Source organism: Bacillus sp. EKM420B (genome assembly GCF_011065565.1).
GTDB classification, from domain to species: domain Bacteria; phylum Bacillota; class Bacilli; order Bacillales; family Bacillaceae; genus Bacillus; species Bacillus velezensis.
The window spans coordinates 40,177-63,741 of record NZ_JAAMNX010000003.1; the positions used below are offsets into that span (position 1 = coordinate 40,177).

The window sequence follows — 23,565 nt, forward strand, 5'->3', positions numbered from 1 at the left end:
CCATGTTTCACATTTTGTTAATAGAAGACGATAACACTTTGTTTCACGAGATGAAAGAGAGATTAACGGGCTGGTCATTTGCGGTGCACGGAATAAAGGATTTCAGCCGGGTCATCCGGGAGTTTACCGAAATTAAGCCTGATTTGGTGATCATTGACGTACAGCTGCCGAAATTTGACGGCTTTCATTGGTGCAGAATGATACGCTCCCAATCAAACGTGCCGATTCTCTTTTTGTCCTCGCGCGATCATCCCGCGGATATGGTCATGTCGATGCAGCTCGGGGCAGATGATTTTATTCAGAAGCCTTTTCACTTTGATGTGTTAATCGCGAAAATACAGGCCGTGTTCCGCCGTGTGCACCAATACGGCACAGAACCGGCGCTGATGAAAAGATGGTGCGGGGCGGTTATTGACACAGAAACCAACACGGTCAGCCGTAAAAACGGTTCGGTCGAACTGACCAAAAACGAAATGCTGATCTTAAAACTGCTGGCTGAGCAGAAAAATAAAATCGTCAGCCGGGAAGAACTCATCAGAAGCCTATGGAATGATGAGCGTTTCGTCAGTGATAATACGCTGACGGTGAATGTCAACCGGCTGCGGAAAAAACTCGATCAATTAGGCATCGGGAAAATGATTGAAACCAAGGTGGGGCAGGGATACATCGCAAAGGAAGAAGACGGTCTTTATGATTAAATCATTTCTGCTCGAAAGAAAAAGCTGGATCGCGATGTTTCTTTTGCAGCAGGCTGTGCTCCTTTTTGCGGCATATATTGATCCGTCTATTCCGTTTCTTTCAGTGCTGTATTTTGTTTATCTGTCGCTTCTTGTGTTTCTTGTATTTCTCTTGTTCCGCTATCGGAAAGAGACCGCCTATTATAAAAGCTTAAGAGAGTGGGACGCCAATTTAGACATGTCTTATCTTAAAGCGCCTGACAGTCCGTTTGAGTCTATCGTTGAAGAAAGCATTGAAGGGCAGACAGAGCAATTACGAAAAAGCTCACTTGATCTTCAGGCGGCGTCAGAGCATGAAAAGGATGACCTGATGTCATGGATTCACGAGGTCAAAACACCGTTGACAGCGATGCATCTCATGATCGAGCGCCTTGATGAACAGCCGCTGAAAGCCCCTTTGCTGTATGAATGGCTGCGGATTCACCATCTCCTGGACCAGCAGCTTCATCAGAAACGATTGTCCTTTATTGAAAATGATTTATCATTCCAGCGCATTCAGCTCAGACCGCTCGTTTTCAAAGAAATTAAAAATCTGCAATCATGGTGCATACAAAAAGGGATCGGGTTTGACATTCAGCTTGATTCACCGGACGTTCACAGTGACGGAAAATGGCTTTCCTTCATCATCAGGCAGCTGTTAAGCAATGCGGTAAAATACAGTGAAGCGGATGACATTACCGTAAAAAGCTATGAACAAAACGGCCGGGTGCATGTCGATATCGAAGACCGCGGCATCGGCATCGAGCCCAAAGATCTTCCGCGCATTTTTGAAAAAGGATTTACCTCGACGCGAATGAGGCGAGATCACGCGTCAACGGGGATGGGCCTGTATTTGGCACAAAAAGCCGCGGCTCCGCTTCTCATCCAGATCAGCGTGCGCTCTGAGCCGGAAAGCGGCACGGTTTTTACCTTGGTGTTTCCGAAACAGAACGATGCCGTCAGCATGTTCAGCGTGTGACAAAAGTGTCACATGCTTTTCTCTTTTGTTCGCTTAATCAAACGAAAAAAACGGTTTCTGTTTTTAAAATAAAGATAACCAATGTAAAAGGAGAATCATAACGTGATGATTTTAGAAGCAGGCAATATCCAAAAAAGCTACGGAAACAAGCTGAATAAACAAGAGGTGCTGAAAGGAATTGATCTTCAGATTCACAAAGGGGAATTCGTCAGCATTATGGGTCCGTCAGGATCAGGGAAAACGACCCTTTTGAATGTGCTTTCCTCCATTGATAAAGTGAGCGCGGGCACCATTAAACTGAACGAGACGGAGATTACATCCATGAAAGAAAAAAAGCTTGCCGAATTCAGAAAACGGCATCTCGGCTTTATTTTTCAGGATTATAATTTATTGGACACGCTGACCGTGAAGGAAAACATACTCCTGCCGTTATCCATTACGAAAATGTCTAAGAAAGAGGCGGACCTGCGATTTGCCGAGACGGCAGAGGAGCTTGGGATCTATGATTTGAGACATAAGTATCCGAGTGAAATTTCCGGCGGACAAAAACAGCGGACGTCTGCCGCAAGAGCTGTTATTCACGAGCCGGGCATTATTTTTGCTGATGAGCCGACCGGAGCGCTCGATTCAAAGGCTGCCACGGATTTATTGAATAAACTCAGCCGCCTGAATCAAAAACGCCGCGCCACCATTGTGATGGTGACGCATGATCCGGTTGCCGCCAGCTATTCCGGACGTGTGGTTTTCATTAAAGACGGCCGTGTGTATACGCAGCTGAATAAAGGCGGTCAGGACAGACCGGACTTTTTTCAGGATATTATGAAAACGCAAAGTGTATTGGGCGGGGTTCAGGCATGAGTATTCATCATTTGATCTTCCAGAACCTGAAAAAGAATATGAAAAACTATTATCTTTACGTTTTTGCGCTGGTGTTCAGCGCCGCCCTTTATTTCGCGTTTGTCACGATGCAATACGATCCGGCGCTTGATGAAATGAAAAGCTCCATAAAAGGAGCGGCGGCAATCCGGGCCGCCTCTGTACTGCTTGTGGCGATCGTGTCGGTATTTCTTTTATACGCCAATACCATTTTTATTAAACGGCGCGGCCGGGAAATCGGCTTATTCCGATTAATCGGCATGACGAAAATGCACATTTTCCGCATACTCAGCGCAGAAAATTTCATTTTGTATTTCGGATCGATTTGGATCGGTATTTTCGCCGGCTTTTCCCTCTCGAAATTATGTATGATGATGCTGTTTCATACAGTCGGTGTGAAAGCCTCTGTCTCACTGTTTTTTTCAAGCAAGGCGCTCGTTCAGACGTTAATTGTGTTCGGGGCAATTTACGTGCTGATTATGATGATGAATTACTTATTTATTAAACGGCAAAGCATTTTGTCTTTATTTAAAACCGCGTCATCGTCAGAAAGCGGCATAAGACGGCTTTCTTGGGTGCAGATGTTGATCGGCGTTGTCGGTATTGCGGCCATTATCGCCGGCTATGCCGTGTCCGCGGATTTATTCGGAGGCAGTTTTACGAGCATGAATGAACTGTTTTCGGCAATGGTGTTTATTCTCGGCTCGGTCATTATCGGAACCTATCTGTTTTATAAAGGTTCGGTCAGCTTTCTGGCAAATCTCATCCGGAAATCAAAAGGCGGGTATCTGAATGTCAGTGAAGTGCTGTCTTTGTCATCCATCATGTTCCGGATGAAGTCAAACGCCGTATTGCTGACGATTATTACGACTCTTTCGGCGCTGGCAATCGGTTTACTGTCTTTAAGCTATATCTCGTACTACTCCGCGGAAAAATCGGCTGAGCAAAATACAGCCGCGGACTTTGCGTTTGATAACCAAAAGGAGACTGACTCATTTACCGCTTTATTGAAGAAAAACGGAATTGAACACAAAGTAAAAACAATCAAGACCATTCAAGCCGGTGTCAATATGAAGAACATCATAAACGGCGACATGAAAAGCTTTCAACAAGACCCGTCCAGCCTGGCGCTGCCGATTATAAGCGAGAAAGACGCAGAAGGGACGGAGCTTTCTGACGGAGAAGCCGTGTTTACCGGATATAATGATATGATGAAAAGATTTCTCGACCTGAAAACGTCAGGTTCCATTGATATAAACGGCAAAACGGATAAAATACCGCTGGCGTATAAGGGCTTGAAGAACGACTTCCTCCTGTCATATACATTTACAAGCGGAGGGCTGCCGACCGTTATCGTCACGCAGCAGGTATTCGACCGGATCGAGAAAGATATCGACCCGTCCATCCAGGGAAAATCAAATCGGTTTTTCGGCATTACACTCAAACGAGAAGAGGACATCCAAAAAGCTGATGGTCTGTTTCAGGCGCAGCACTATTCAGACGGCGCGCTTTCACAATTTGAAACGGCTGACACGCAAAAGAAAAACATGGGGCTGATCATGTTTATTGTCGGCTTTTTAGGATTAACCTTTCTGATCACCTCAGGCTGTATCCTTTATTTTAAACAAATGGGCGAGTGTGAGGATGAGAAGGCTGATTATACGATATTGCGGAAGCTCGGCTTCACAACGGGAGATCTGCTGAAAGGCATCCGCCGGAAGCAGGCGTATCATTTCGGCATTCCGCTCGTTCTCGGGCTGTTCCACAGCTATTTTGCCGTTCAATCAGGATGGTTTTTATTCGGAACGGAAGTGTGGACGCCGATGATCATCGTCATGGCGCTGTATACGCTGCTGTACTCCATCTTCGGCATGCTGTCGGTGCTGTATTATAAAAAGGTCATTCAATCCGCCTTGTAAAACAAGTTGAGGAGCCTCCGCATAAGCGGAGGCTTTTTTTGTATGAATAGAAGAAAGCGATTTTTAAAAGAATAGACATACGTCATTTTTTCGCGCGGGGGAGCCTTATGCAGAAGTATTTTCAATTGAAATCTGAAACAGGGGCCTTTCATCTTTTTTCCAAGGAACACATTTTCACGCTGTTGATCATCGGATTGCTGGGGGCGGGCGTGATCGTATTCCGGAAAAAGCTCAACCAGAGTCGCATGATCCGCTATGTACTATTCATTCTCCTTGCCGTGTCGCAGATCAGCTATCATATATGGCTGCTTTGTCATCATGCCTGGTCGCTGAAAACAGCTCTGCCGCTGCAGCTGAGCGACCTTTCCGTCTATTTGGCGATGCTGATGGTTATGACAAAAAGCAAAAAGCTGTTCGCCTTCCTCTATTTTGCCGGTTTGGGCAGCGCCGTACAGGCGATGGCAACACCTGATTTAGGGGCGTATTCTTTCCCGCATTTTCGGTACATCGTGTTTTTCGTCTCCCACGGCTGTGTTTTTCTTACCTGTCTATTCATGGCCGCTGCAGAAAAGTACAGACCGTCTGCGCGCGGGCTGTGGGTGTCGGTGCTGATCGTAAATCTGTACGGGGCGTGTGTCTTTTTTATTGATCGTGTGCTGAATGCAAATTACCTATATTTAATGAAAAAACCGAAGACCGCTTCGCTTCTGAATGTTTTCGGACCTTGGCCGTGGTATCTTCTATCAATGGAAGCGGCGGTGATATTGAGCTTTTTCATTCTGTATATTCCGTTTTGGCTGCTGAGGAAAAGAGCATGAAGCCGGTCTGTTTTTGCGAATCCAATCATTTGTAATTTTTTCAACATTCCGGCATTATTTTTTTCAGATTCTGATGTTGAAAAAAGACGTCCGCGGCGATAGAATGAATGTGCTATGATAACGTGATCGATACGGAGCCGCGGCTTGCGGTTTCCGTTTTTTCATGGGGTTTTTTATAGAGAGAGGGGGATCGGTATGCCGCGCGCTTTGAAGATATTAATCATCGGAATGTTTATCAATGTGACGGGCGCATCTTTTTTGTGGCCGCTGAATACGATCTATATTCATAATCATTTAGGGAAATCGCTGACTGTTGCGGGGATTGTTCTGATGCTGAATTCCGGGGCCAGTGTGGCGGGGAATTTATGCGGCGGATTTTTGTTTGATAAAATCGGCGGATTCAAATCCATTATGCTGGGCATTATGATCACATTGGCAAGTCTTCTGGGACTCGTTCTGTTTCACCAATGGCCCGTTTATATTTGGCTGCTCATCATTGTCGGCTTCGGTTCCGGTATCGTGTTTCCGGCCAGTTACGCCATGGCGGGAGCGGTATGGAAAGAAGGCGGGCGGAGAGCTTTTAATGCGATTTATGTAGCTCAGAACGCAGGTGTCGCCGTGGGCTCGGCACTCGGCGGGATGGTTGCGGCGTACTCGTTTACGTACGTGTTTTTAGCCAATGCTTTGCTGTATGTGCTGTTTTTCCTTATCGTATTTTTCGGGTTTCGAAATATCAAAACCGGAAATGCGAGCCAGGTTTCTGTTCTGGACTACGAGCCTGTCAGCAGCAGAACGAAATTTACGGCGCTTCTCATATTGAGCGGCGGGTATGTTCTCGGGTGGATTGCCTATTCGCAGTGGTCCACAACCGTTGCGTCACATACTCAAAGCATCGGTATGCCGCTTTCATTATACAGTGTGCTCTGGACCGTAAACGGAATATTAATTGTCGCCGGACAGCCCCTCGTAGGCGCTGTTCTGAAAAAATGGTCCGGCGCGTTAAAAACGCAGATGGTCATCGGCTTTTGTATTTTTATCGTTTCGTTCGGCGTGCTTCTTAGCGCCAGGCAATTTCCGATGTACCTCACCGCAATGGTGATTTTAACCGTCGGAGAAATGCTTGTCTGGCCTGCCGTGCCTACCATTGCCAATCAGCTTGCGCCTAAGGGGAAAGAAGGGTTTTACCAAGGATTCGTCAACAGTGCGGCGACGGGCGGCAGAATGATCGGGCCGCTCCTTGGCGGTGTGATGGTTGATCAGTACGGCATGAGCGTGCTGCTGTTGATCCTGATGGTGCTTCTTGTTGTCAGCATCGCAGCGACGGTGCTGTACGACAAACGCCTGAAAACCGTTAATAAACAAAACGTCCAAGTGCGATGACGACAAAAAAATCCCGCTGTTTCGGCGGGATTTTTTTGTTTATACGACCGGAAGCACGTTGACGGCGTCCTTAACGTTTAAATATGTCTTTAATGAAGAAAAGCTGGCATCAAGCTGATTCATTCTCATGGCGAGGGAAGGCTTGATACCCGTGATAATCAGTTCTGTGCCGATTAATTTAAGCAGGTGGTGCAATTTGAAAATCCGGTCTGCGGTCTGTTCGTTTACCTCGGCCAAACCTGATAAGTCTATAATTAAGTAATCATCTTTAGATGCGGTTAATATGTCCGTCAAAGTTGTCACAATTGAATCAAATCGTTCTTCCGTTAAGTTTCCCACTAACGGCAAGGCGGAGATGCCGTTTCGGATCGGAACAATCGGTGTTGAAAGCGTCGTGATTTCTGTGAGGGAATCCTCAAGGAGCTTTTCGTATTCTTTCTGCTCTGTAATGTCTTTTTGAAAACCGACAAAATAGAGCTTGTCTTCAACATACAGAGGATCAATGTTGAGTTCATTCCAAAACGGGGTGCCGTCTTTTTTGATATTTTTCAGCCGCACCGTGATCTTTTCTTTCTGGTTTAAGCTCTTTCTTATTTTCGCGACTTGTTGACGGTCGGTTTCTTTGCTTTGCAGAAATCTGCAGTTCTTACCTAATATCTCTTCGGAAGAGTAGCCTGTCATATCCATAAATCCCTGATTTGTATATATGATGGGATTGTCCTCAAGAGAGGGGTCTGTAATCACCACGCCGATGCGTGCGTGATCAAGCGCCTTTTTGATAAGCTCCAGCTGCTCCAGTTTTCCGGATACATTTGAGTCAGCCATGTAAAACCCCCTTTTGGCCGTAAAGCTGCGCGCTTTTTTCAGCCGTTGTTTCTCCCCTTTTTAAATGAATCTACAGTAACCGTAGCATAACATATGTTCTGATTCAAGCAGCCGAAGTTTGCAATTTGTCATTCGGGCTTGTCCTCATATACACTGAATATATAAGGGGAAGGCACATCATCGCTAAGTAAGTGACTAGGTCATTGTCACTGGGTGAAAAATGAATCTAATGCATCAAGCTTACCGATCATGTGTTCACATATAATGGAAGAAACAAGCTTTTTACTTTCCTGCTCAATCGCCGGTATGTAGATATCGAAAATCATCGTATTCGTAAGGGGGCTGGATGGCCTGAAGTCGCTTTACTAAATAAGGGCTTTAGGAAGGTGATGAAGATGCTGCATCAGGTAATAATTGCTTGTGTAATTGGAGGCATCATGGGGGTTCTCGGTCATGTGAAAAAGAGAGGCAGGCTGGAGAAACCCAGAATGACAAAGCGGTTTATCTATCTCGGTTTTTTGGAAGATGGTTTTATCGGAATGGCTGCTTCCATCTTACTTGTCTTATCCGCTGACCCCGATTCAGGAATTCAACTCGTCATCTTATCCATAATCGCAGGCTACGGCGGAGAAGCTGTTCTCAGGAGCTTTGATTTTGTCAGAGAACAAAACAGTGATTCGGCCGAAGCAAAACCACACCAGCAAAAAAATCCTCCATCAAAATAATATCCCCGCTCACGACCCGTTCCGGGTACATTCCCATTGTATACAAACCTGCTTGCACTTATGAACAGAATTCTATAAAATACAGGTAAGATTACGGTAGCGATAAGAACAGTGAAGAGGAGCAGTAAGAAGCAGATTTCGCACTCAGAGAGTTGACGGCCGGTGCAAGTCAATCAAGTCTGTTTCCGAACTCGCCTCAGAGTTGCAGCGGCAAAACCGCTGACGCATAACTGCGTTAAAAGTATCAAGTGAGTGCGGCTTAAAACCGCGCTAACGAGGGTGGTACCGCGGGAAACAAAAATCTCTCGTCCCTTTTAGGGATGAGGGAGTTTTTTTTAGTTTTAGAATAATCTGAATATATTCTTCCTCATCCCGTCAATACTTGGACTACATACGCCGTATTCAATCAGAAGGAGGTTTTTACGTTGAGTTTTCAGCACGAAAAAATAGAAAAGAAATGGCAGAATTACTGGTTGGATCATAAAACGTTCGCCGTCAGTGAAGAGAATGACAAGCCGAAGTTTTACGCGCTTGACATGTTTCCGTATCCTTCAGGAGCCGGCCTTCATGTCGGACATCCGGAGGGCTATACGGCAACCGATATTCTTTCACGCATGAGACGCATGCAAGGGTACAATGTGCTTCATCCGATGGGATGGGACGCGTTCGGGCTTCCTGCCGAGCAATACGCGCTTGACACGGGGAATGATCCGGCTGAGTTCACAAAACAAAATATAGATAATTTCCGCCGCCAGATCCAATCACTCGGATTTTCTTATGATTGGGATCGTGAAATCAATACGACTGATCCGGACTATTACAAGTGGACGCAGTGGATCTTCACCAAGCTGTACGAAAAAGGGCTCGCTTACGTAGACGAAGTGCCGGTCAACTGGTGCCCGGCGCTCGGAACGGTGCTTGCGAACGAAGAAGTTATTGACGGCAAAAGCGAGCGGGGCGGCCATCCGGTTGAACGCCGCCCGATGAGACAATGGATGCTGAAAATCACCGCTTATGCGGACAGGCTTCTTGAAGATTTAGAAGAACTTGACTGGCCGGAAAGCATTAAAGACATGCAGCGCAACTGGATCGGACGCTCAGAAGGCGCAAACGTGCATTTCGCGATCGACGGCACTGATGACACGTTTACGGTTTTTACGACAAGACCGGATACGCTGTTCGGCGCGGCTTATGCCGTACTGGCTCCTGAGCATGAGCTTGTGGAGGCCATCACGACACCTGAACAAAAAGAAGCGGTAGACGCTTATGTTAAAGAAGTTCAGGCGAAAAGTGACCTGGAACGGACGGATCTTGCGAAAACAAAAACGGGCGTCTTCACAGGTGCATATGCCGTAAACCCTGCAAACGGGGAAAAGCTGCCGATCTGGATAGCGGATTATGTCCTCGCCTCTTACGGAACGGGCGCTGTAATGGCCGTGCCGGCGCATGACGAACGTGATTTTGAATTCGCCAAAGTGTTCAGCCTGCCTGTCAAAGAAGTCGTAAAAGGCGGAAACACGGAAGAGGAAGCGTACACGGGAGACGGAGAACATGTCAATTCCGGCTTTCTGAACGGACTGAATAAAGCGGAAGCGATTGAAAAAATGATCGCCTGGCTTGAAGAAACGAAAAACGGTGAGAAAAAAGTGACATACCGTCTGCGTGATTGGCTGTTCAGCCGCCAGCGCTATTGGGGCGAGCCGATTCCGGTCATTCATTGGGAAGACGGCACGTCAACAGCCGTTCCGGCGGAAGAGCTGCCGCTGATTCTGCCGAAAACCGATGAGATCAAACCGAGCGGAACAGGTGAATCACCGCTTGCCAACATTAAAGAGTGGGTGGAAGTCACTGATCCTGAAACGGGCAGAAAAGGCAGAAGAGAAACGAACACGATGCCGCAATGGGCGGGAAGCTGCTGGTATTTCCTCCGCTTTATCGACCCGAAAAATCCGGATCAGCTCGCTTCACCTGAGAAATTGGATAAATGGCTGCCCGTCGATATTTACATCGGAGGAGCGGAGCATGCCGTGCTTCACCTTCTGTACGCTCGTTTCTGGCATAAATTCCTCTATGATATCGGTGTCGTGCCGACGAAAGAACCGTTCCAAAAGCTGTATAACCAAGGGATGATTCTCGGGGAAAACAATGAAAAAATGAGTAAATCCCGCGGAAACGTCGTCAATCCGGATGAAATTGTGGCGTCTCACGGAGCAGATACGCTTCGCCTGTACGAAATGTTTATGGGGCCGCTTGACGCATCTATCGCCTGGTCTGAATCAGGTCTTGACGGAGCGCGCCGCTTCCTTGACCGCGTATGGCGTTTGTTTATCGAGGAAAACGGCGAGCTGACGGGTAAAGTGACAGAAGGCGCGGGCGAAACTCTTGAGCGCGTCTATCATGAAACGGTTATGAAAGTGACAGAAAACTTCGAAGCCCTTCGTTTTAACACGGGCATTTCTCAGCTGATGGTCTTCATTAATGAAGCTTACAAAGCGAATGAACTGCCGAGAGAATATATCGAAGGTTTTGTGAAGCTGCTTTCTCCTGTTGCGCCGCATTTGGCGGAAGAACTGTGGGAAAAACTCGGCCACGAAGGTTCGATTGCATACGAGGCTTGGCCTGCTTATGATGAATCAAAACTGGTGGACGATGAAGTGGAAATCGTCGTCCAGCTGAACGGAAAAGTAAAAGCGAAATTAATGGTTCCGGCTGATGCTGATAAAGCAGCGTTAGAACAGCTCGCACAAGCTGACGAAAAAGTAAAAGAGCAGCTTGAAGGAAAAACGATCCGAAAAATCATTGCCGTACCGGGCAAGCTTGTCAATATCGTGGCAAACTGACCGGACGAAGCCCCTCTCCTACAGAGAGGGGCTTTTTTATCAGGCCTCTATCATAGAAATTGCACCGCGGGCTTTGGTATACTTAACACCATAAAGATGAATGGGAGTGTCACGCATTGAAAATAAATGAAATCAGCACAGCCGCACTGGAAGAAAAATTAAAAGCGGGAGAAGAGCTGTATCTGATTGATGTCAGAGAAGACGAAGAAGTTGCCGAAGGAATGATTCCGGAGGCCGTTCATATCCGCATGGGGGACATCCCTGAGAAGATGGATGCGTTAGACAAGGACAAGGAATATGTATTTATCTGCCGTTCCGGAAAAAGAAGCATGAACGTTTGTATGTATTTACATGAGCAGGGCTTCCGTACAGTTAATGTTGAAGGCGGCATGCTGGAGTGGGAAGGCGAAACAAAGCCGAAGAAATAACGCTTTGAAGTGAAAGAAGAAAAGGGACGTGCGTCTTTTTCTTCTTTTTTTATAAAAAAACGGGAGGCGAATCAGGTGAAACCGATGATCCGCGCGATGAAAACAAACGATATCAAACAGGTCCGGCAAGTCGCAGAACGAAGCTGGCATCATACATATGAAGGGATTATTCCCAGACACATTCAGGATCAGTTTCTCGAATCCGCCTATCAGGATGAGATGATGGAACGCCGGCTCTTGCATTCTTTGTTCTTTGTGGCAGAAGAAGAGGGGCGAGTGCTCGGTTTTGCAAATGTCACCCCGGTTCAAAAAGACGGAAATGCGGAGCTGACCGCCATCTATATTGACCCGGATTGCCAGGGAAGCGGGATAGGCACGGCACTTCTTAAAGAATGCATCAGGCAGTCCGGCGGGGTAAAAAAGCTTTATGTCCATGCAGAAAAAGAGAACCGCATCGCCTTGTCCTTTTATCAAGCGAAAGGGTTTCAAAGGGTATGTGAATTTGAAGAAGATTTTAAAGGACACACCTTACAGACGGTCAAACTGGTGCTGAACATATAAAAGCGTCCGGCCCGCCCAGGACCGGATCGCGAATGATCAATGATAAGCCGGAAGCCGGTCTTTGTGCGCTTCAAATAAGTCATTGCACAAAGCTATGATGTCATTCATGGAAAGCTCGGCGCTCGTATGCGGATCAAGCATGGCCGCTTGATATACGGCTTCCTTTTTTAATGTAACGGCCGCTTCGATGGTTAAAAGCTGTGTGTTAATGTTTGTTCTGTTGAGCGCCGCGAGCTGCTCCGGAAGTTCGCCGGAATAGCACGGCATAATTTGGTTTTTGACGGCGGCGCACGGCACTTCAACGACCGCTTTCGCCGGCAGATTCGGTATCAGCCCCGTATTCAGCACATTGCCGCCGAATGTGAACGGACGGCCCGTCTCCATCGCTTCTATAATTCTCGAACCGTATTCTTTCGAGCGTTCATGCGTCAGGTTTTGGTTGTTGATGATGCCGTCTCTCATCGTTTCCCAATTTTTGATTTGATCCGCGCATCTCCTCGGATATTCATCAAGCGGAATTTGGAGTTCATCTATCAGCTCCGGATACCGGCTTTTTATAAAATACGGGTGATATTCGGCATTATGCTCAGATGATTCCGTCACGTAGCAGCCGAATTTATCCATCAGCTCAAACCGCACCATGTCCTTATGTTTCGTCTTTTGTTTTTCGCGTGCCCGTCTTTTAATTTCCGGATATAAATCAATTCCGTCTTTTTTAATCTCCAAAAGCCAAGCCATATGGTTGATGCCGGCAATGCGTTCTTCCGTACCTTCGTGATCCATGCCGAGTGAGTCGAACAGATCTTTGGTACAGACCTGGACGCTGTGGCACAGGCCGACCGTTTTGACATTTGTATGTCTGAGCATCGCTCCGGTCAGAGAGGCCATCGGATTTGTATAGTTTAACAGCCACGCATCCGGGCAGACCTCTTCCATGTCTTTTGCGATGTCAAATAAAACGGGGATGGTGCGGAGGGAACGGAAAATGCCGCCTATTCCGACGGTATCGGCAATCGTCTGGCGGAGACCGTACCGCTTCGGGATGTCAAAGTCAATGACCGTCGCGGGTTTATAGCCTCCGACCTGAATGGCGTTTATCACATATCTGGCCTGTGTAAGCGCCTGTTTTCGGTCATCGTAAGAGATGATGGATATACTCGTATTGTAGCGGTCTCTCATGTTTTCCAGCATGAGCTGGGATTCTTTCAGCCGTACAGCGTCAATATCATAAAGCGCGAATTCAAATCCGTTTAATGCTTCAGTCAGTAAACAGTCCCCCAATACATTTTTTGCGAAAATCGTGCTTCCCGCTCCGATAAATGTAATTTTCTTCAACAGAAATTCCTCCCTTTTCTTCTCAGCCTTTGACCGCCCCGGAGGACAGCCCTGAGATAAAATATTTTTGAAGCGCCAAAAACAATACGACCATCGGCAGCATCGCCATAATTGCGGCTGCGGCGACTAAGTGAAGATTGTTCGCGTTTTCGCCGAAGAATCCCGCCATGGCCACGGTCAATGTCTGCACCTTTTGATCTTGTAAAAAGAAAATCGCAAATTGGTAATCGTTCCAGATAAACACGCAGGAAATAATGCAGACCGTTGCGGTAATCGGTTTCAACAAAGGAAACACGATCGTATAAAAAGTCCTGATCAATCCCGCGCCGTCCATCCTGGCGGCTTCCTCAAGTTCTTTCGGAATAGAGGAGCGGATAAACCCTGAATATAAGAAAACGGTCAGCGGCATATATGCAGCCGTATTAATGAGAATGGCTGCGGCATGCGTATTGACCAGCCCCGCATCAGCGACCATCTTGTATAAAGGAACCATGGAAGTCAAAGGCGGGATGATCATGATTGAAATCAAAAGGCCGAAGACGATTTTGTTCAGCTTTGTATTTCTTCTTGCGAGCGGGTATGCGGCAAGCGAACCCATGAAAATTAGCAAGGCGGCGGAAACGGCTGTAATGATGATCGTGTTCAGAAAGGATTGCCCGAGAGAGGCGCGCTCCCATGCTTCACGAAAATTCTGAAATGAAAAGGCGGATGGCAGCGACCATTTTGAACTGTAGTCTCCTTTTGCTTTTAATGACGTGGTCAGCAAAATATAAAAGGGGACAATATGAACGCACGAGATAACGGCAGCCAACAGCGTAAAGATCCGCATTCGGGATGTTTTCATGACATTTCCGTCTCCTTTCGCTTGAAATACACGAGAGCCGAAAAGCTGATGACAAGAATAATAACGGACATAAACACGCCTTGGGCGGCGGCATATCCCGCATCCTGCCGTTTAAAATATAAATCATACATAAACGTCGACATCGATTGAGAGGAATTGCCCGGCCCGCCTGCGGTCAGCGCGAAAATGACATCAAACAGCTTCAGCCCTCCGATGATATTGATGACCATGTTGATGGTGACAGCCGGCATCAATAATGGCAGGGTGATGGTGAAAAACGGCTGAAGACCTCCCGCGCCATCCATTTTTGCGGCTTCGTAATAATCTTTCGGAATGCTTTGCAGCCCCGCCAAATATACAATCATCGCAATGCCTGCGTATTGATACGTGTTAATCATGACGATAATCCAAGGGTTTGCCGCAGGGCTTGCCAAGGCGTTGACAGGACCGATTCCCAGTGCGCCAAGTACATCATTCAGCGCACCCCCGTCATATGAGAAAATAAAATACCAAATGTATCCCATAATCAGCGGACTGATAATGACGGGCAGGTAGACGATCGTTCTTGTGAGCGCCTTCATTTTTAAGCTCTGATTCAAAAGCAGCGCATATAAAAGTCCGAGCATATTCTGAAAAAAAGTGCTTCCGATGCCGTAAAGCAAAGTGTTTTTCACAACAAGCCACGTGTCCGGATCTGTAAAAAGCCTTTTATATTGAGTGACCCCCACCCATTGATACGTCTGTGAGAAGCCGTTCCAGTTTGTAAATGTGATAAAAGCGCCTTTGACAAACGGAAAAATCATAAAAATAAAAACCGTGGCAAGAGCGGGAACGTACATCCACCACAGTGACGCGGGTTTTACCGGCTTTTGATGCTGAAATCCTTGGGTTTCTCTTGCAAGATCACTCATTCTTTTTCAGCTCCTTGTGAATCAGATTGAAGACGGAGCCGCTTATATTCCCTGCCGAGTTTCGCCGAAATTTCCGCGGGGGTTAAGATATCGGCCATCAGCTCCTGCCCGGCTGTCCCCATCACATCCCACATTCCGTTCGGCAAATAAAGGCGGTCAAAATAAGGCTGCACCTTAATATGCTGATAGCGCTTATAGTCATTTGCGTAGAAAATGTCCGTTTGCACATTCACTAATCCGGCCGGAAGCGAGGTCGCTTCGGCAATTGATTTCGCATGCTCGGGACGGGCCATAAATGCGATGAACTGTTTCGCTTCTTCAAGCCGCGGGGAATCCTTGAATGCCGCCAGCGTGTAACGTTCGCCTCCGATCCAAACCGGCGCGTCTCCCTTGTGGACGGCCGGGGTCGGTATGATGCCGACTTTTACCTTCGGATTGATTTGAGCGACGTCTTGGCCGAGGGTGCCGCCCTGCAGCGTAAAGGCGATTTTGTTTTGCGCCATCAGTTCAATGAGCTGGGACCGTTTTGCCGTCACGGCATCTATATTGAGCAGGTTTTCCTTTTGCATCTCTTTCAGTTTGTCAGATAAATAGGTGAAGTGTGTCCAGCGGAAGGTTCCGTTTAACAGCTGTTTTTTGAAACGGTGTACGGGATCTGTGATGAGAAGCGGTGCGGCGAATTGATCGTAATATTGGGCAAATGAGCTTTTCTCATAGCCGGCAAACCAAAAGGGGGTGACTGTTCCGCCGCTTTTTTCTTTAATCTGTCTCAGTGCCTTCATAAAATCATCCATTGTTCCCGGCGGTTTGATTCCGTATTTTTTCAACATTGTACGGTTGTAGGCCAGTCCGTCCTTTGCCTGATTCAGAGGGAAGGCGTATATTCTGCCTTTGGCGTCTTTGAGCATGCTGTTTAAATTCGGATCGAGCCGCTTCGTCCAAGACATGCCGCTGAGGTCGGCGGTATATTCTCCGTAGCGGATTTTGGCCCAGCCGTGTGTGTCGAAAAGATCGGGCATGTCACCGGCCGCCATTCTGACCCTCATCATATTTTCGTAGTCATTGCCTGGGAAATGAACGTTTACTTGAATGTCCGGATGTTCTTTTTGGAATGAATCAGCCAACTTTCTGAATACGGCGCGTTCGCTGTCTGAGGATATTGTGGAATAGACTGTCAATGTTTTCTGCTTTTCTCCGGCGCCGCTCTGTTCTGCCGAGCAGCCGGGTAGTATCATGCAAGTAAAAGAAAGAAACAAAGCCAGTAAGCGTTTCATCTTTTCCTCCTTTAAATATGATATAAACGCTGCGGGACATGTCACCTCCTTTCTTGTGAGCCGCAGCTTTGTCTGACAATCAATGAAGTGGGGAGCGTCACGGCCAGCGGGACGGTTCTTCCGTTTAAACGGTCGAGAAGCAATTTGACACCCGTCCGGCCCATCTCTTCCGTGTATACTTTTACCGTTGATAACGGCGTGCTGGCGTATTCTGCCTCATCAATTCCGTTGAAGCTGACAATTGCCGTATCGCGCGGGACTTGAAGGCCGGCTTCCTGCAAGGCTTTTAAAGCGCCGACAGCCATCGAATCACTTGCGATAAAAAAGGCATCGGGGAGACTTCCGCCTTTGATGGCTTCATTCATCAGCCGGAACCCTTCGTGCATGCTGTATTCGCCGATCAGTACATGCTCCGGCCCGGCGCCGGCCATTTGTAAGAAAGCGGTCAGACGCTTATCCTCAATCGTTTTATTGCTGTTTACACCGTCTATGACGGTATGCTCCCGCTCCCGGCCGCCGATATAACCGAGCCGCTGATAACCGAGCGACAGAAGATGTTCTATCGCCTTTTGCGCTGCGGCATAAAAATCCACGCTGACAGAATCGTAGCGGGCGGGATCGGGGGTGCCGTTAACAAATACCGCGTGCCTGAAAGCGGCGCTGATATTCGTAAGCGCCTCGTCTTGCAGGCTGCCGATTACGATCACGCCGTCCAGTTCGTGAAACATATGCTCTTGAAAAGAACCGAGATGGATAGAAGATGTGATAAAAACTTTTTGCCGAAAGCATTCTTCCTCAATACCTTTTCGAATCGCTGAAAAATAAGGATCCTGCCGTTCTTCTTCCGGTGACAGGCAGCTGACAACGCCGATCAGGGGCGCAGAATCGCTGCGGCTGCGGTTCTTCCGTTTTTTTGCCGACGGCTGATAGCCCAGCTCATCGGCGATCCTCAGAACTTTTTCTCTTGTTTCATCAGTCACGGCCAAAGAGTCATCCTTATTCAAAATTCTCGATACTGTCGCGCTGGATACAGATGCCTGTAAGGCAATATCTTTGAGACGGACCATTTCGCATCTCCTTTTTACTAAATATTTACTAAACAGAAATGACCTGGTTATTGTTAAAATGATATTATCATATGTTAGTAAGCGTTTTCAATAACTATTTTTGGTTACTTTTAGTAAAAATCAGTAAAAAAGAAAATCTGTTTTTCTCTATCATATTTCAATTGAACCGGAATAAATTGATAGAGAAAGGAGAGGGTGATGTGCTGAAGATAGCTGTTTTTGATGAGGAGCATGAAAAGGATCTGCAGACTGAAGTCAATACATTTTTAAAGGGGATTTCTGATGAACAGCTCGTTGATATTAAATATACGGTAGCGGCGGCCTGTGATCCTGAAGGTGAGCAGCTTTATTGTTTTTCCGCTCTCATTTTATACCGAAAATAAAAAAGCCCGGATGAAATACCGGGCTTTTTTATGCATTATGCTTTTTTGACGCGGGGACTTCTCGGTTTTTGGTATTTCTCCGCTTGTTTGATTCCTTTTCTTTCGCTCGCTAATGACTTGTACAGAGACACGATCATCAGAAGGATCACGACTGAAAACGGAACCGCGGCGAGAATGGCCGTGTTTTGCAGTGCGGCCAGACCGCCGGAATATAATAATACAGCTGCCACGGCGGACTGGATGACGCCCCAGATGATTTTCACCCGGTTTGACGGGTCCAAAGAGCCGTAAGACGTTTGCATTCCAAGCACAAATGTCGCTGAATCCGCTGATGTAATAAAGAATACAGCGATCAGAACAAGCGTTAATACGGATGTCACCATTGTCAGCGGATAGTTGCTGAGTGCGCCGAACAGCATCGTATCCGTTGACATACCCGCGACATTGAATACGCCTTTCTGCTGAAGATCCATCGCGGATACACCGAAAATCGCAAACCATAAGAAAGCCAATATACAAGGTGTCACCAACACCCCGATTAAAAATTCCCGGATCGTCCGGCCCCTTGATACACGGGCGATAAAAATGCCGACAAACGGCGACCAGGATATCCACCAGGCCCAATAGAAAATGGTCCAGCTGTTAATCCATTCGCGTTTTTGGGGATCATTCGGAGACAAGCGAAAGCTCATCTGCACGATATTTTGGATGTATTGGCCGATAGAATCGGTAAATGAGTTCATAATCAGCACCGTCGGGCCTGCAATGAGCATAAAGATCATTAAAATAGCCGCGAGCGCCATGTTGGTATTGCTTAAGTATTTAATCCCTTTGCCGATTCCGCTCCACGCAGAAATCAAAAATAACACGGTCACGACAGCGATCAGGATCAGCTGAATGGAAAATGTTTTCGGAATGCCGAATAAATAATGCAGACCGCCGTTGATCTGAGTCGCTCCGAGCCCTAAGCTTGTCGCCACACCGACAACGGTCGCAAACACCGCGATACAGTCAATTGCTTTGCCGATCGGCCCGTTTACTTTATCGCCCAAAAGCGGTGTCAGTGTGCTGCTGATCAAACCGGGCGCGTCTTTTCTGAATTGAAAATAAGCGATACATAAAGCGACGACCGCATAGATGGCCCAAGCGTGCAGCCCCCAGTGGAAAAACGTGTACCGGAGCGCATCACGAAATGCTTGGGGTGTTTCTGTTTCACCTGAGGGAGAGCTGATGGCGTAATGGCTGATCGGTTCCGCAGCCCCGTAAAATACCAAACCGATTCCCATGCCCGCGCTGAAAAGCATGGCAAACCATGATAATAAGCCGAATTCCGGTTTTTCCCCGGGTTTTCCGAGTTTTATTGTGCCGATCGGACTCACAATGAGAAAGAGACAGAAACCGACAAATATAGAAACGACCAGCAGATAATACCAGCCGAAAGAATCCGTAATAAATTTTTGTGCCGTATCAGTGACTTGCTGCAGGCTGTCAGGAGAAATGGCCCCCCATAAAACCGCAGCGGCTGTGATGACAATCACAATCCAAAAAACACTGGAGATGTTCTTCTTCAAACGTTCTCACCCTCTGACTATTTTTTTCAATACGCCACTTTTTAGTATGGTCGCACGATTGCAGATCAGTCCTTTCTTCCTGTTCCCTCAATCAGGTGAAACAAAACGCAGAAAACTGTATCATGTTTTTGGTCAATTATCAACGGGGACGCTCAGGTAAATGCGCTTTAAACCATTTACAGCGAGCGTGAGAAACGTCCTGCATTCAAACCGGCGAGACGCCCCGTGACAAAGGCTGAAGTGATATTGTAGCCCCCGGTATAGCCGTGAATGTCGAGTATTTCTCCGCAAAAATATAAGCCTTCCATTTTTTTAGACGCCATTTGTTTCGGCTCAATCTCTTTTACGGAAACACCTCCGCCTGTGACAAACGCTTTGTCCAAAGAAAGCGTTCCGTCAGCGGCAACCGTAAATTGTTTGCAGTCTTTGACAAAAGCCCTGAATTGATCCTTCGGCAGTTCCGTAAAGCTTGTCTGCGGATCAAGACCATTCCGTTCCAGAAGAAAAAGCAGATACCGTTCCTGCATCCACGGCTTCAGCGCGTTTTTGAGCGCTTTTTTCGGTGCGTCTTTCAGTTCCTTGTGCATCTTTTGAAATAACTCTTCCTCGTTGATGCCGGGAAACAGATCGATGCGTAGTTTGACATCGGGCTGCTTTTTCAGTTCTTTGACGACAAACTGGCTGCAGCGGAGAATGGCGGGGCCTGACAAGCCGAAATGGGTAAACAGCATGTCCATCACGTGTGTGACGATAGGTTTGCCTTTTTTATTCAGGACGCTGACGGCCGTGTTTCTAAGGGACAGCCCCTGAAGTGTTTTTTGTTTAATAAACGGTTCTGACGACGTAACCGGCACTTCCGTCGGAAAGAGTTCGGTCACGGTATGACCGGCCGCTTCCGCCCATGCATAGCCGTCTCCGGTGCTGCCGGTATGCGGGACTGATTTTCCGCCGACCGCGATAATGACGGCGTCTGCGTTAATGTGTTCGTCATTGTTTGTCGTAATGCCCGCTGTCCTGCCGTTCTCGTACCGCACCTCTTTGATTTTTTCATTTGTGCGGATGGTGACATTCAGTTGTTTTAATCGGTTCAAAAGCGCATCGACAACGCTTTGCGCTTTGTCCGTCACCGGGAACATGCGCCCGTGGTCTTCTTCTTTCAGCTGAATGCCGAGTTTTTCAAAAAAGGCGATGATATCTTCATTATTAAATTCGGAAAACGCGCTGTATAAAAAGCGGCCGTTGCCGGGGATGTGTTTGATGATTTCTTCAACGGGGAGGCGGTTGGTCACGTTGCAGCGTCCGCCGCCGGAAATCGCCAGCTTCCGTCCCAGCTTGTTTCCTTTATCGATTAATAATACGTCCGCCCCTTCTTCGCCTGCGGCAATCGCAGCCATTAAACCGGAGGGACCGCCGCCGATCACAATGACGTCATAATGTTTCATATTTCATCAACAACTTTCTTTTTCACGTATAATAGGCGGAAATGTCCGCTTTCTGCTATTATAGCGAAAGAAAGGGAATCCTTAAACGTATTTTGTTTTTTAAAGAGCTTTCCCAAAAAGTTTCCCGCTGTAATTATTACCGTCTAATTGCCCAGTTGTGTTAAAATAGAAAAGTTGAATCTTCGTAGAAAATGGTGATGAGGAAACATGTCAAGCAAATTGTTAAGGGGCACGTTCGTGCTGACGCTCGGCACCTATATATCGCGGATTTTAGGGATGATTTATCTGATCCCGTTCGGAGCGATGGTCGGAGCGACGGGCGGAGCTTTGTTTCAATACGGATATAATCAATATACACTGTTTTTAAACATTGCCACGATGGGATTTCCCGCCGCGGTTTCAAAATTTGTCTCGAAATATAACTCCAAAGGAGACTATGAGACGAGCAGGCGGATGCTGAGAGCGGGAATGTCGGTTATGCTCGTAACCGGGATGATCGCTTTTTCAATTCTTTATATTTCGGCGCCGTTTTTTGCGGAAACATCTCTCGGCGGCACGAGTAACAACGGACTTACGATTGACCACGTCGTTTATGTCATCCGGATGGTCAGTCTGGCACTTTTGGTCGTGCCGATTATGAGCCTTGTACGCGGTTTTTTCCAAGGTCATCAGATGATGGGGCCGACAGCCGTTTCACAGGTTGTGGAGCAGCTTGCCCGGATCATCTTTTTATTGGGCGCAACGTATTTGATTTTAAGAGTGATCAACGGAGGCCTTGTCATCGCAGTCGGATACGCGACTTTCGCGGCGCTGATCGGATCATTCGGAGGGCTTGTTGTCCTTTATATTTACTGGAATAAGCGGAAGGGCGATCTTCTGGCGATGAAGCCGAATCTCGTCCCGTCTGCGAACTTAAGTTATAAAAAAATGTTCATTGAGCTTTTCAGTTATGCCGCTCCTTATGTATTTGTCGGACTGGCGATTCCTTTGTATTCATATATCGATACGAATACGTTTAATAAAGCGATGATTGCGGCGGGCCATAAGGATATCAGCCAGGACATGCTTGCGATTGTCACCCTTTATGTGCCGAAGCTTGTGATGATCCCGGTTTCTCTGGCGACCGCTTTCGGTCTGACGCTGATTCCGACGATTACTGAATCGTTTACGAGCAGGAATTATAAGCTTTTGAATCAGCAGATTAACCAGACGATGCAAATCATTCTGTTTTTGGTTATTCCCGCCGTTGTCGGGATGTCCGTGTTATCGGGTCCGGCCTATACGTTCTTCTACGGCTCTGAAAGTCTTCGCCCGGATATCGGACAGGATATATTGTTCTGGTACGCGCCTGTCGCGATTCTGTTTTCTCTGTTTACCGTAAACGCCGCGATCCTGCAAGGGATTAATAAGCAGAAATTTGCTGTCGTGAGCCTTTTCATCGGCGTCATTATCAAAGTGGTGCTGAACGTGCCGCTGATCAAGCTGTTTCAGGGAGACGGGGCCATCTTGGCAACGGCGCTCGGTTATATCGCTTCTCTTCTGTACGGTTTTATCATGATTAAGCGCCATGCGGGCTATTCGTATACGGTACTTATAAAACGGGTCATTTTAATCGCAGTCCTGTCCGCCGTGATGGGAGTCGCGGTCAAGCTGACTCAATGGCTGCTCAGCTTCTTTGTAACATACCAAAGCGGCCAGGTGCATGCGGCGATTGTCGTCTTTGTCTGCGCCGCTGTCGGCGGTGTGGTGTACATGTTTGCCGCATACCGAATCGGATTTTTACAGAAAATGTTTGGAAACCGTCTGCCCCGCGTTTTGAGGAGAGGCAGGCATTCCGCCCATTGAGAAATAATGAATAGTCCGCTTATCGCGGGCTTTTCTTTTTAAAGGAGAGGATCAGGATGAGACTTGATAAGCTGCTTGCCAACAGCGGATTCGGCTCAAGAAAAGATGTGAAAAAAATCGTCAAGGCCGGGGCTGTCATGATTGACGGAGAGCCGGCGAAAGATGTGAAAACCCATGTCGATCCGGAAAAACAGGACATCACGGTATACGGAGAGCCGGCAGACTATCGTGAATTTATTTATGTCATGATGAATAAGCCGCAAGGAGTGCTGTCCGCTACAGAAGACAGCCGCCAGCAAACGGTGGTTGATCTGCTGACGCCTGAAGAACAGCGATTTGAACCGTTTCCGGCGGGACGTCTTGATAAGGATACGGAAGGCTTTTTGCTTCTGACCAATGACGGGCAGCTCGCTCATCGCCTGCTTTCTCCGAAAAAGCATGTGCCTAAAACATATGAGGTCCGGTTAACTTCACCTCTGTCACCGGAAGACATCGTTCATCTGGAAAGAGGCGTCGTCATTGAAGGAGGCTATAAGACGAAGCCGGCAGCCGTTGAAATCATTACAGAAAGCCCGGATGAAACGGTGATTCACTTGACCATTACAGAAGGCAAATATCATCAGGTGAAGCTGATGGCAAAGGCTGTCGGAAATGAAGTGGCTTATTTGAAGCGGCTTTCGATGGGGGCTGTTTCTCTTGACCCGGATCTTAAACCGGGAGAATTCCGCGAGCTGACTGAAGAGGAGCTCGAAACGCTGAGAGGCGCAGAAGTGTAATCGATATCAGAAAAGCCCAAAACAGATTTGTTTTGGGCTTTTTATATAGA

The 23,565-nt window shown here is 47.3% G+C and carries 21 protein-coding genes and 1 other annotated feature; of the genes, 13 read left to right on the forward strand and 8 right to left on the reverse strand.

The window, feature by feature from the left end; all coding sequences use genetic code 11:
• Nucleotides 1-2 precede the first annotated feature (2 nt).
• The 6 genes from G9F48_RS10265 to G9F48_RS10290 all read left to right on the forward strand — a co-directional run bounded on the left by G9F48_RS10265 (nt 3) and on the right by G9F48_RS10290 (nt 6,688).
• Entirely contained in the window at nt 3-698 is a 696-nt protein-coding gene (locus tag G9F48_RS10265) for a response regulator transcription factor (protein ID WP_014305616.1), read from the forward strand.
• Nucleotides 691-1,695, forward strand: a complete 1,005-nt coding sequence (locus tag G9F48_RS10270) for a sensor histidine kinase (protein ID WP_015418042.1) — start codon at nt 691-693, stop codon at nt 1,693-1,695. Before G9F48_RS10265 ends, G9F48_RS10270 begins: the two co-directional genes overlap by 8 nt.
• A 102-nt stretch (nt 1,696-1,797) precedes the next feature.
• Nucleotides 1,798-2,553, forward strand: coding sequence for an ABC transporter ATP-binding protein (locus G9F48_RS10275; protein ID WP_165409452.1), 756 nt, complete (start codon nt 1,798-1,800; stop codon nt 2,551-2,553).
• Nucleotides 2,550-4,490, forward strand: a complete 1,941-nt coding sequence (locus G9F48_RS10280) for an FtsX-like permease family protein (RefSeq protein ID WP_003152291.1) — start codon at nt 2,550-2,552, stop codon at nt 4,488-4,490. Before G9F48_RS10275 ends, G9F48_RS10280 begins: the two co-directional genes overlap by 4 nt.
• A 107-nt stretch (nt 4,491-4,597) precedes the next feature.
• Nucleotides 4,598-5,308, forward strand: a complete 711-nt coding sequence (locus G9F48_RS10285; protein ID WP_077722726.1) for a YwaF family protein — start codon at nt 4,598-4,600, stop codon at nt 5,306-5,308.
• Nucleotides 5,309-5,503: 195 nt separating this feature from the next.
• A complete protein-coding gene (locus G9F48_RS10290; RefSeq protein ID WP_165409453.1) occupies nt 5,504-6,688 on the forward strand; it encodes an MDR family MFS transporter in 1,185 nt (394 codons plus the stop codon).
• Nucleotides 6,689-6,727: 39 nt separating this feature from the next.
• On the opposite strand, the gene G9F48_RS10295 is transcribed toward G9F48_RS10290, so the two are convergent.
• On the reverse strand, nt 6,728-7,513 hold the full coding sequence (locus G9F48_RS10295) for an STAS domain-containing protein (RefSeq protein ID WP_156735674.1): 786 nt from the start codon (nt 7,511-7,513) through the stop codon (nt 6,728-6,730).
• Between the two features lie 389 nt (nt 7,514-7,902).
• On the opposite strand from G9F48_RS10295, the gene G9F48_RS10300 reads away from it, so the two are divergent.
• From G9F48_RS10300 to G9F48_RS10315, 4 genes are all read left to right on the forward strand, one after another.
• Complete coding sequence (locus G9F48_RS10300) at nt 7,903-8,238, forward strand: DUF4257 domain-containing protein (RefSeq protein WP_015418038.1); 336 nt, start codon at nt 7,903-7,905, stop codon at nt 8,236-8,238.
• 102 nt (nt 8,239-8,340) lie between these two features.
• Nucleotides 8,341-8,554: a binding site (T-box leader), on the forward strand.
• 109 nt (nt 8,555-8,663) lie between these two features.
• Entirely contained in the window at nt 8,664-11,078 is a 2,415-nt protein-coding gene (gene leuS, locus G9F48_RS10305; RefSeq protein WP_003152297.1) for a leucine--tRNA ligase, read from the forward strand.
• 116 nt (nt 11,079-11,194) lie between these two features.
• On the forward strand, nt 11,195-11,506 hold the full coding sequence (locus G9F48_RS10310; protein WP_003152299.1) for a rhodanese-like domain-containing protein: 312 nt from the start codon (nt 11,195-11,197) through the stop codon (nt 11,504-11,506).
• 84 nt (nt 11,507-11,590) lie between these two features.
• Entirely contained in the window at nt 11,591-12,067 is a 477-nt protein-coding gene (locus tag G9F48_RS10315) for a GNAT family N-acetyltransferase (RefSeq protein WP_236823031.1), read from the forward strand.
• A 36-nt stretch (nt 12,068-12,103) separates the two neighbouring features.
• On the opposite strand, the gene melA is transcribed toward G9F48_RS10315, so the two are convergent.
• The 5 genes from melA to G9F48_RS10340 are packed head-to-tail and all read right to left on the reverse strand — an operon-like array spanning nt 12,104 to nt 17,498.
• Nucleotides 12,104-13,402, reverse strand: a complete 1,299-nt coding sequence (melA, locus tag G9F48_RS10320; protein WP_165409454.1) for an alpha-galactosidase MelA — start codon at nt 13,400-13,402, stop codon at nt 12,104-12,106.
• Nucleotides 13,403-13,424: 22 nt separating this feature from the next.
• The gene (locus tag G9F48_RS10325) at nt 13,425-14,246 is read right to left on the reverse strand and encodes a carbohydrate ABC transporter permease (RefSeq protein ID WP_156735671.1); all 822 of its coding nucleotides are present in this window, start codon (nt 14,244-14,246) and stop codon (nt 13,425-13,427) included.
• Nucleotides 14,243-15,157 carry a carbohydrate ABC transporter permease gene (locus G9F48_RS10330; protein WP_109567138.1) on the reverse strand — a complete coding sequence of 305 codons (915 nt, stop codon included), beginning with the start codon at nt 15,155-15,157 and terminating at the stop codon, nt 14,243-14,245. Before G9F48_RS10330 ends, G9F48_RS10325 begins: the two co-directional genes overlap by 4 nt.
• Entirely contained in the window at nt 15,154-16,431 is a 1,278-nt protein-coding gene (locus tag G9F48_RS10335) for an ABC transporter substrate-binding protein (RefSeq protein WP_165409455.1), read from the reverse strand. The genes G9F48_RS10330 and G9F48_RS10335 overlap by 4 nt, the downstream gene beginning before the upstream one ends.
• A gap of 41 nt (nt 16,432-16,472) precedes the next feature.
• Complete coding sequence (locus G9F48_RS10340) at nt 16,473-17,498, reverse strand: LacI family DNA-binding transcriptional regulator (protein WP_044053540.1); 1,026 nt, start codon at nt 17,496-17,498, stop codon at nt 16,473-16,475.
• A 200-nt stretch (nt 17,499-17,698) separates the two neighbouring features.
• Here G9F48_RS10340 and G9F48_RS10345 point away from each other — a divergent pair, with 200 nt between their 5' ends.
• A complete protein-coding gene (locus G9F48_RS10345; RefSeq protein WP_003152309.1) occupies nt 17,699-17,881 on the forward strand; it encodes a sporulation protein Cse60 in 183 nt (60 codons plus the stop codon).
• Nucleotides 17,882-17,916: 35 nt separating this feature from the next.
• Here the strand turns inward: G9F48_RS10345 and opuD are convergent, their stop codons facing one another.
• Both opuD and G9F48_RS10355 read right to left on the reverse strand, forming a co-directional pair.
• Entirely contained in the window at nt 17,917-19,452 is a 1,536-nt protein-coding gene (gene opuD / locus G9F48_RS10350; protein ID WP_165409456.1) for a glycine betaine transporter OpuD, read from the reverse strand.
• Between the two features lie 176 nt (nt 19,453-19,628).
• On the reverse strand, nt 19,629-20,894 hold the full coding sequence (locus G9F48_RS10355; protein ID WP_060562756.1) for an NAD(P)/FAD-dependent oxidoreductase: 1,266 nt from the start codon (nt 20,892-20,894) through the stop codon (nt 19,629-19,631).
• 207 nt (nt 20,895-21,101) lie between these two features.
• Here G9F48_RS10355 and G9F48_RS10360 point away from each other — a divergent pair, with 207 nt between their 5' ends.
• Together G9F48_RS10360 and G9F48_RS10365 are read left to right on the forward strand one after the other, a co-directional pair.
• Nucleotides 21,102-22,739: a putative polysaccharide biosynthesis protein gene (locus tag G9F48_RS10360; RefSeq protein ID WP_165409457.1), complete on the forward strand. Its 1,638-nt coding sequence runs from the start codon at nt 21,102-21,104 to the stop codon at nt 22,737-22,739.
• 56 nt (nt 22,740-22,795) lie between these two features.
• Nucleotides 22,796-23,515 (forward strand): pseudouridine synthase, encoded by a 720-nt coding sequence (locus G9F48_RS10365; RefSeq protein ID WP_007408795.1) that lies wholly within the window; start codon nt 22,796-22,798, stop codon nt 23,513-23,515.
• The last annotated feature ends 50 nt before the right edge of the window (nt 23,516-23,565 follow it).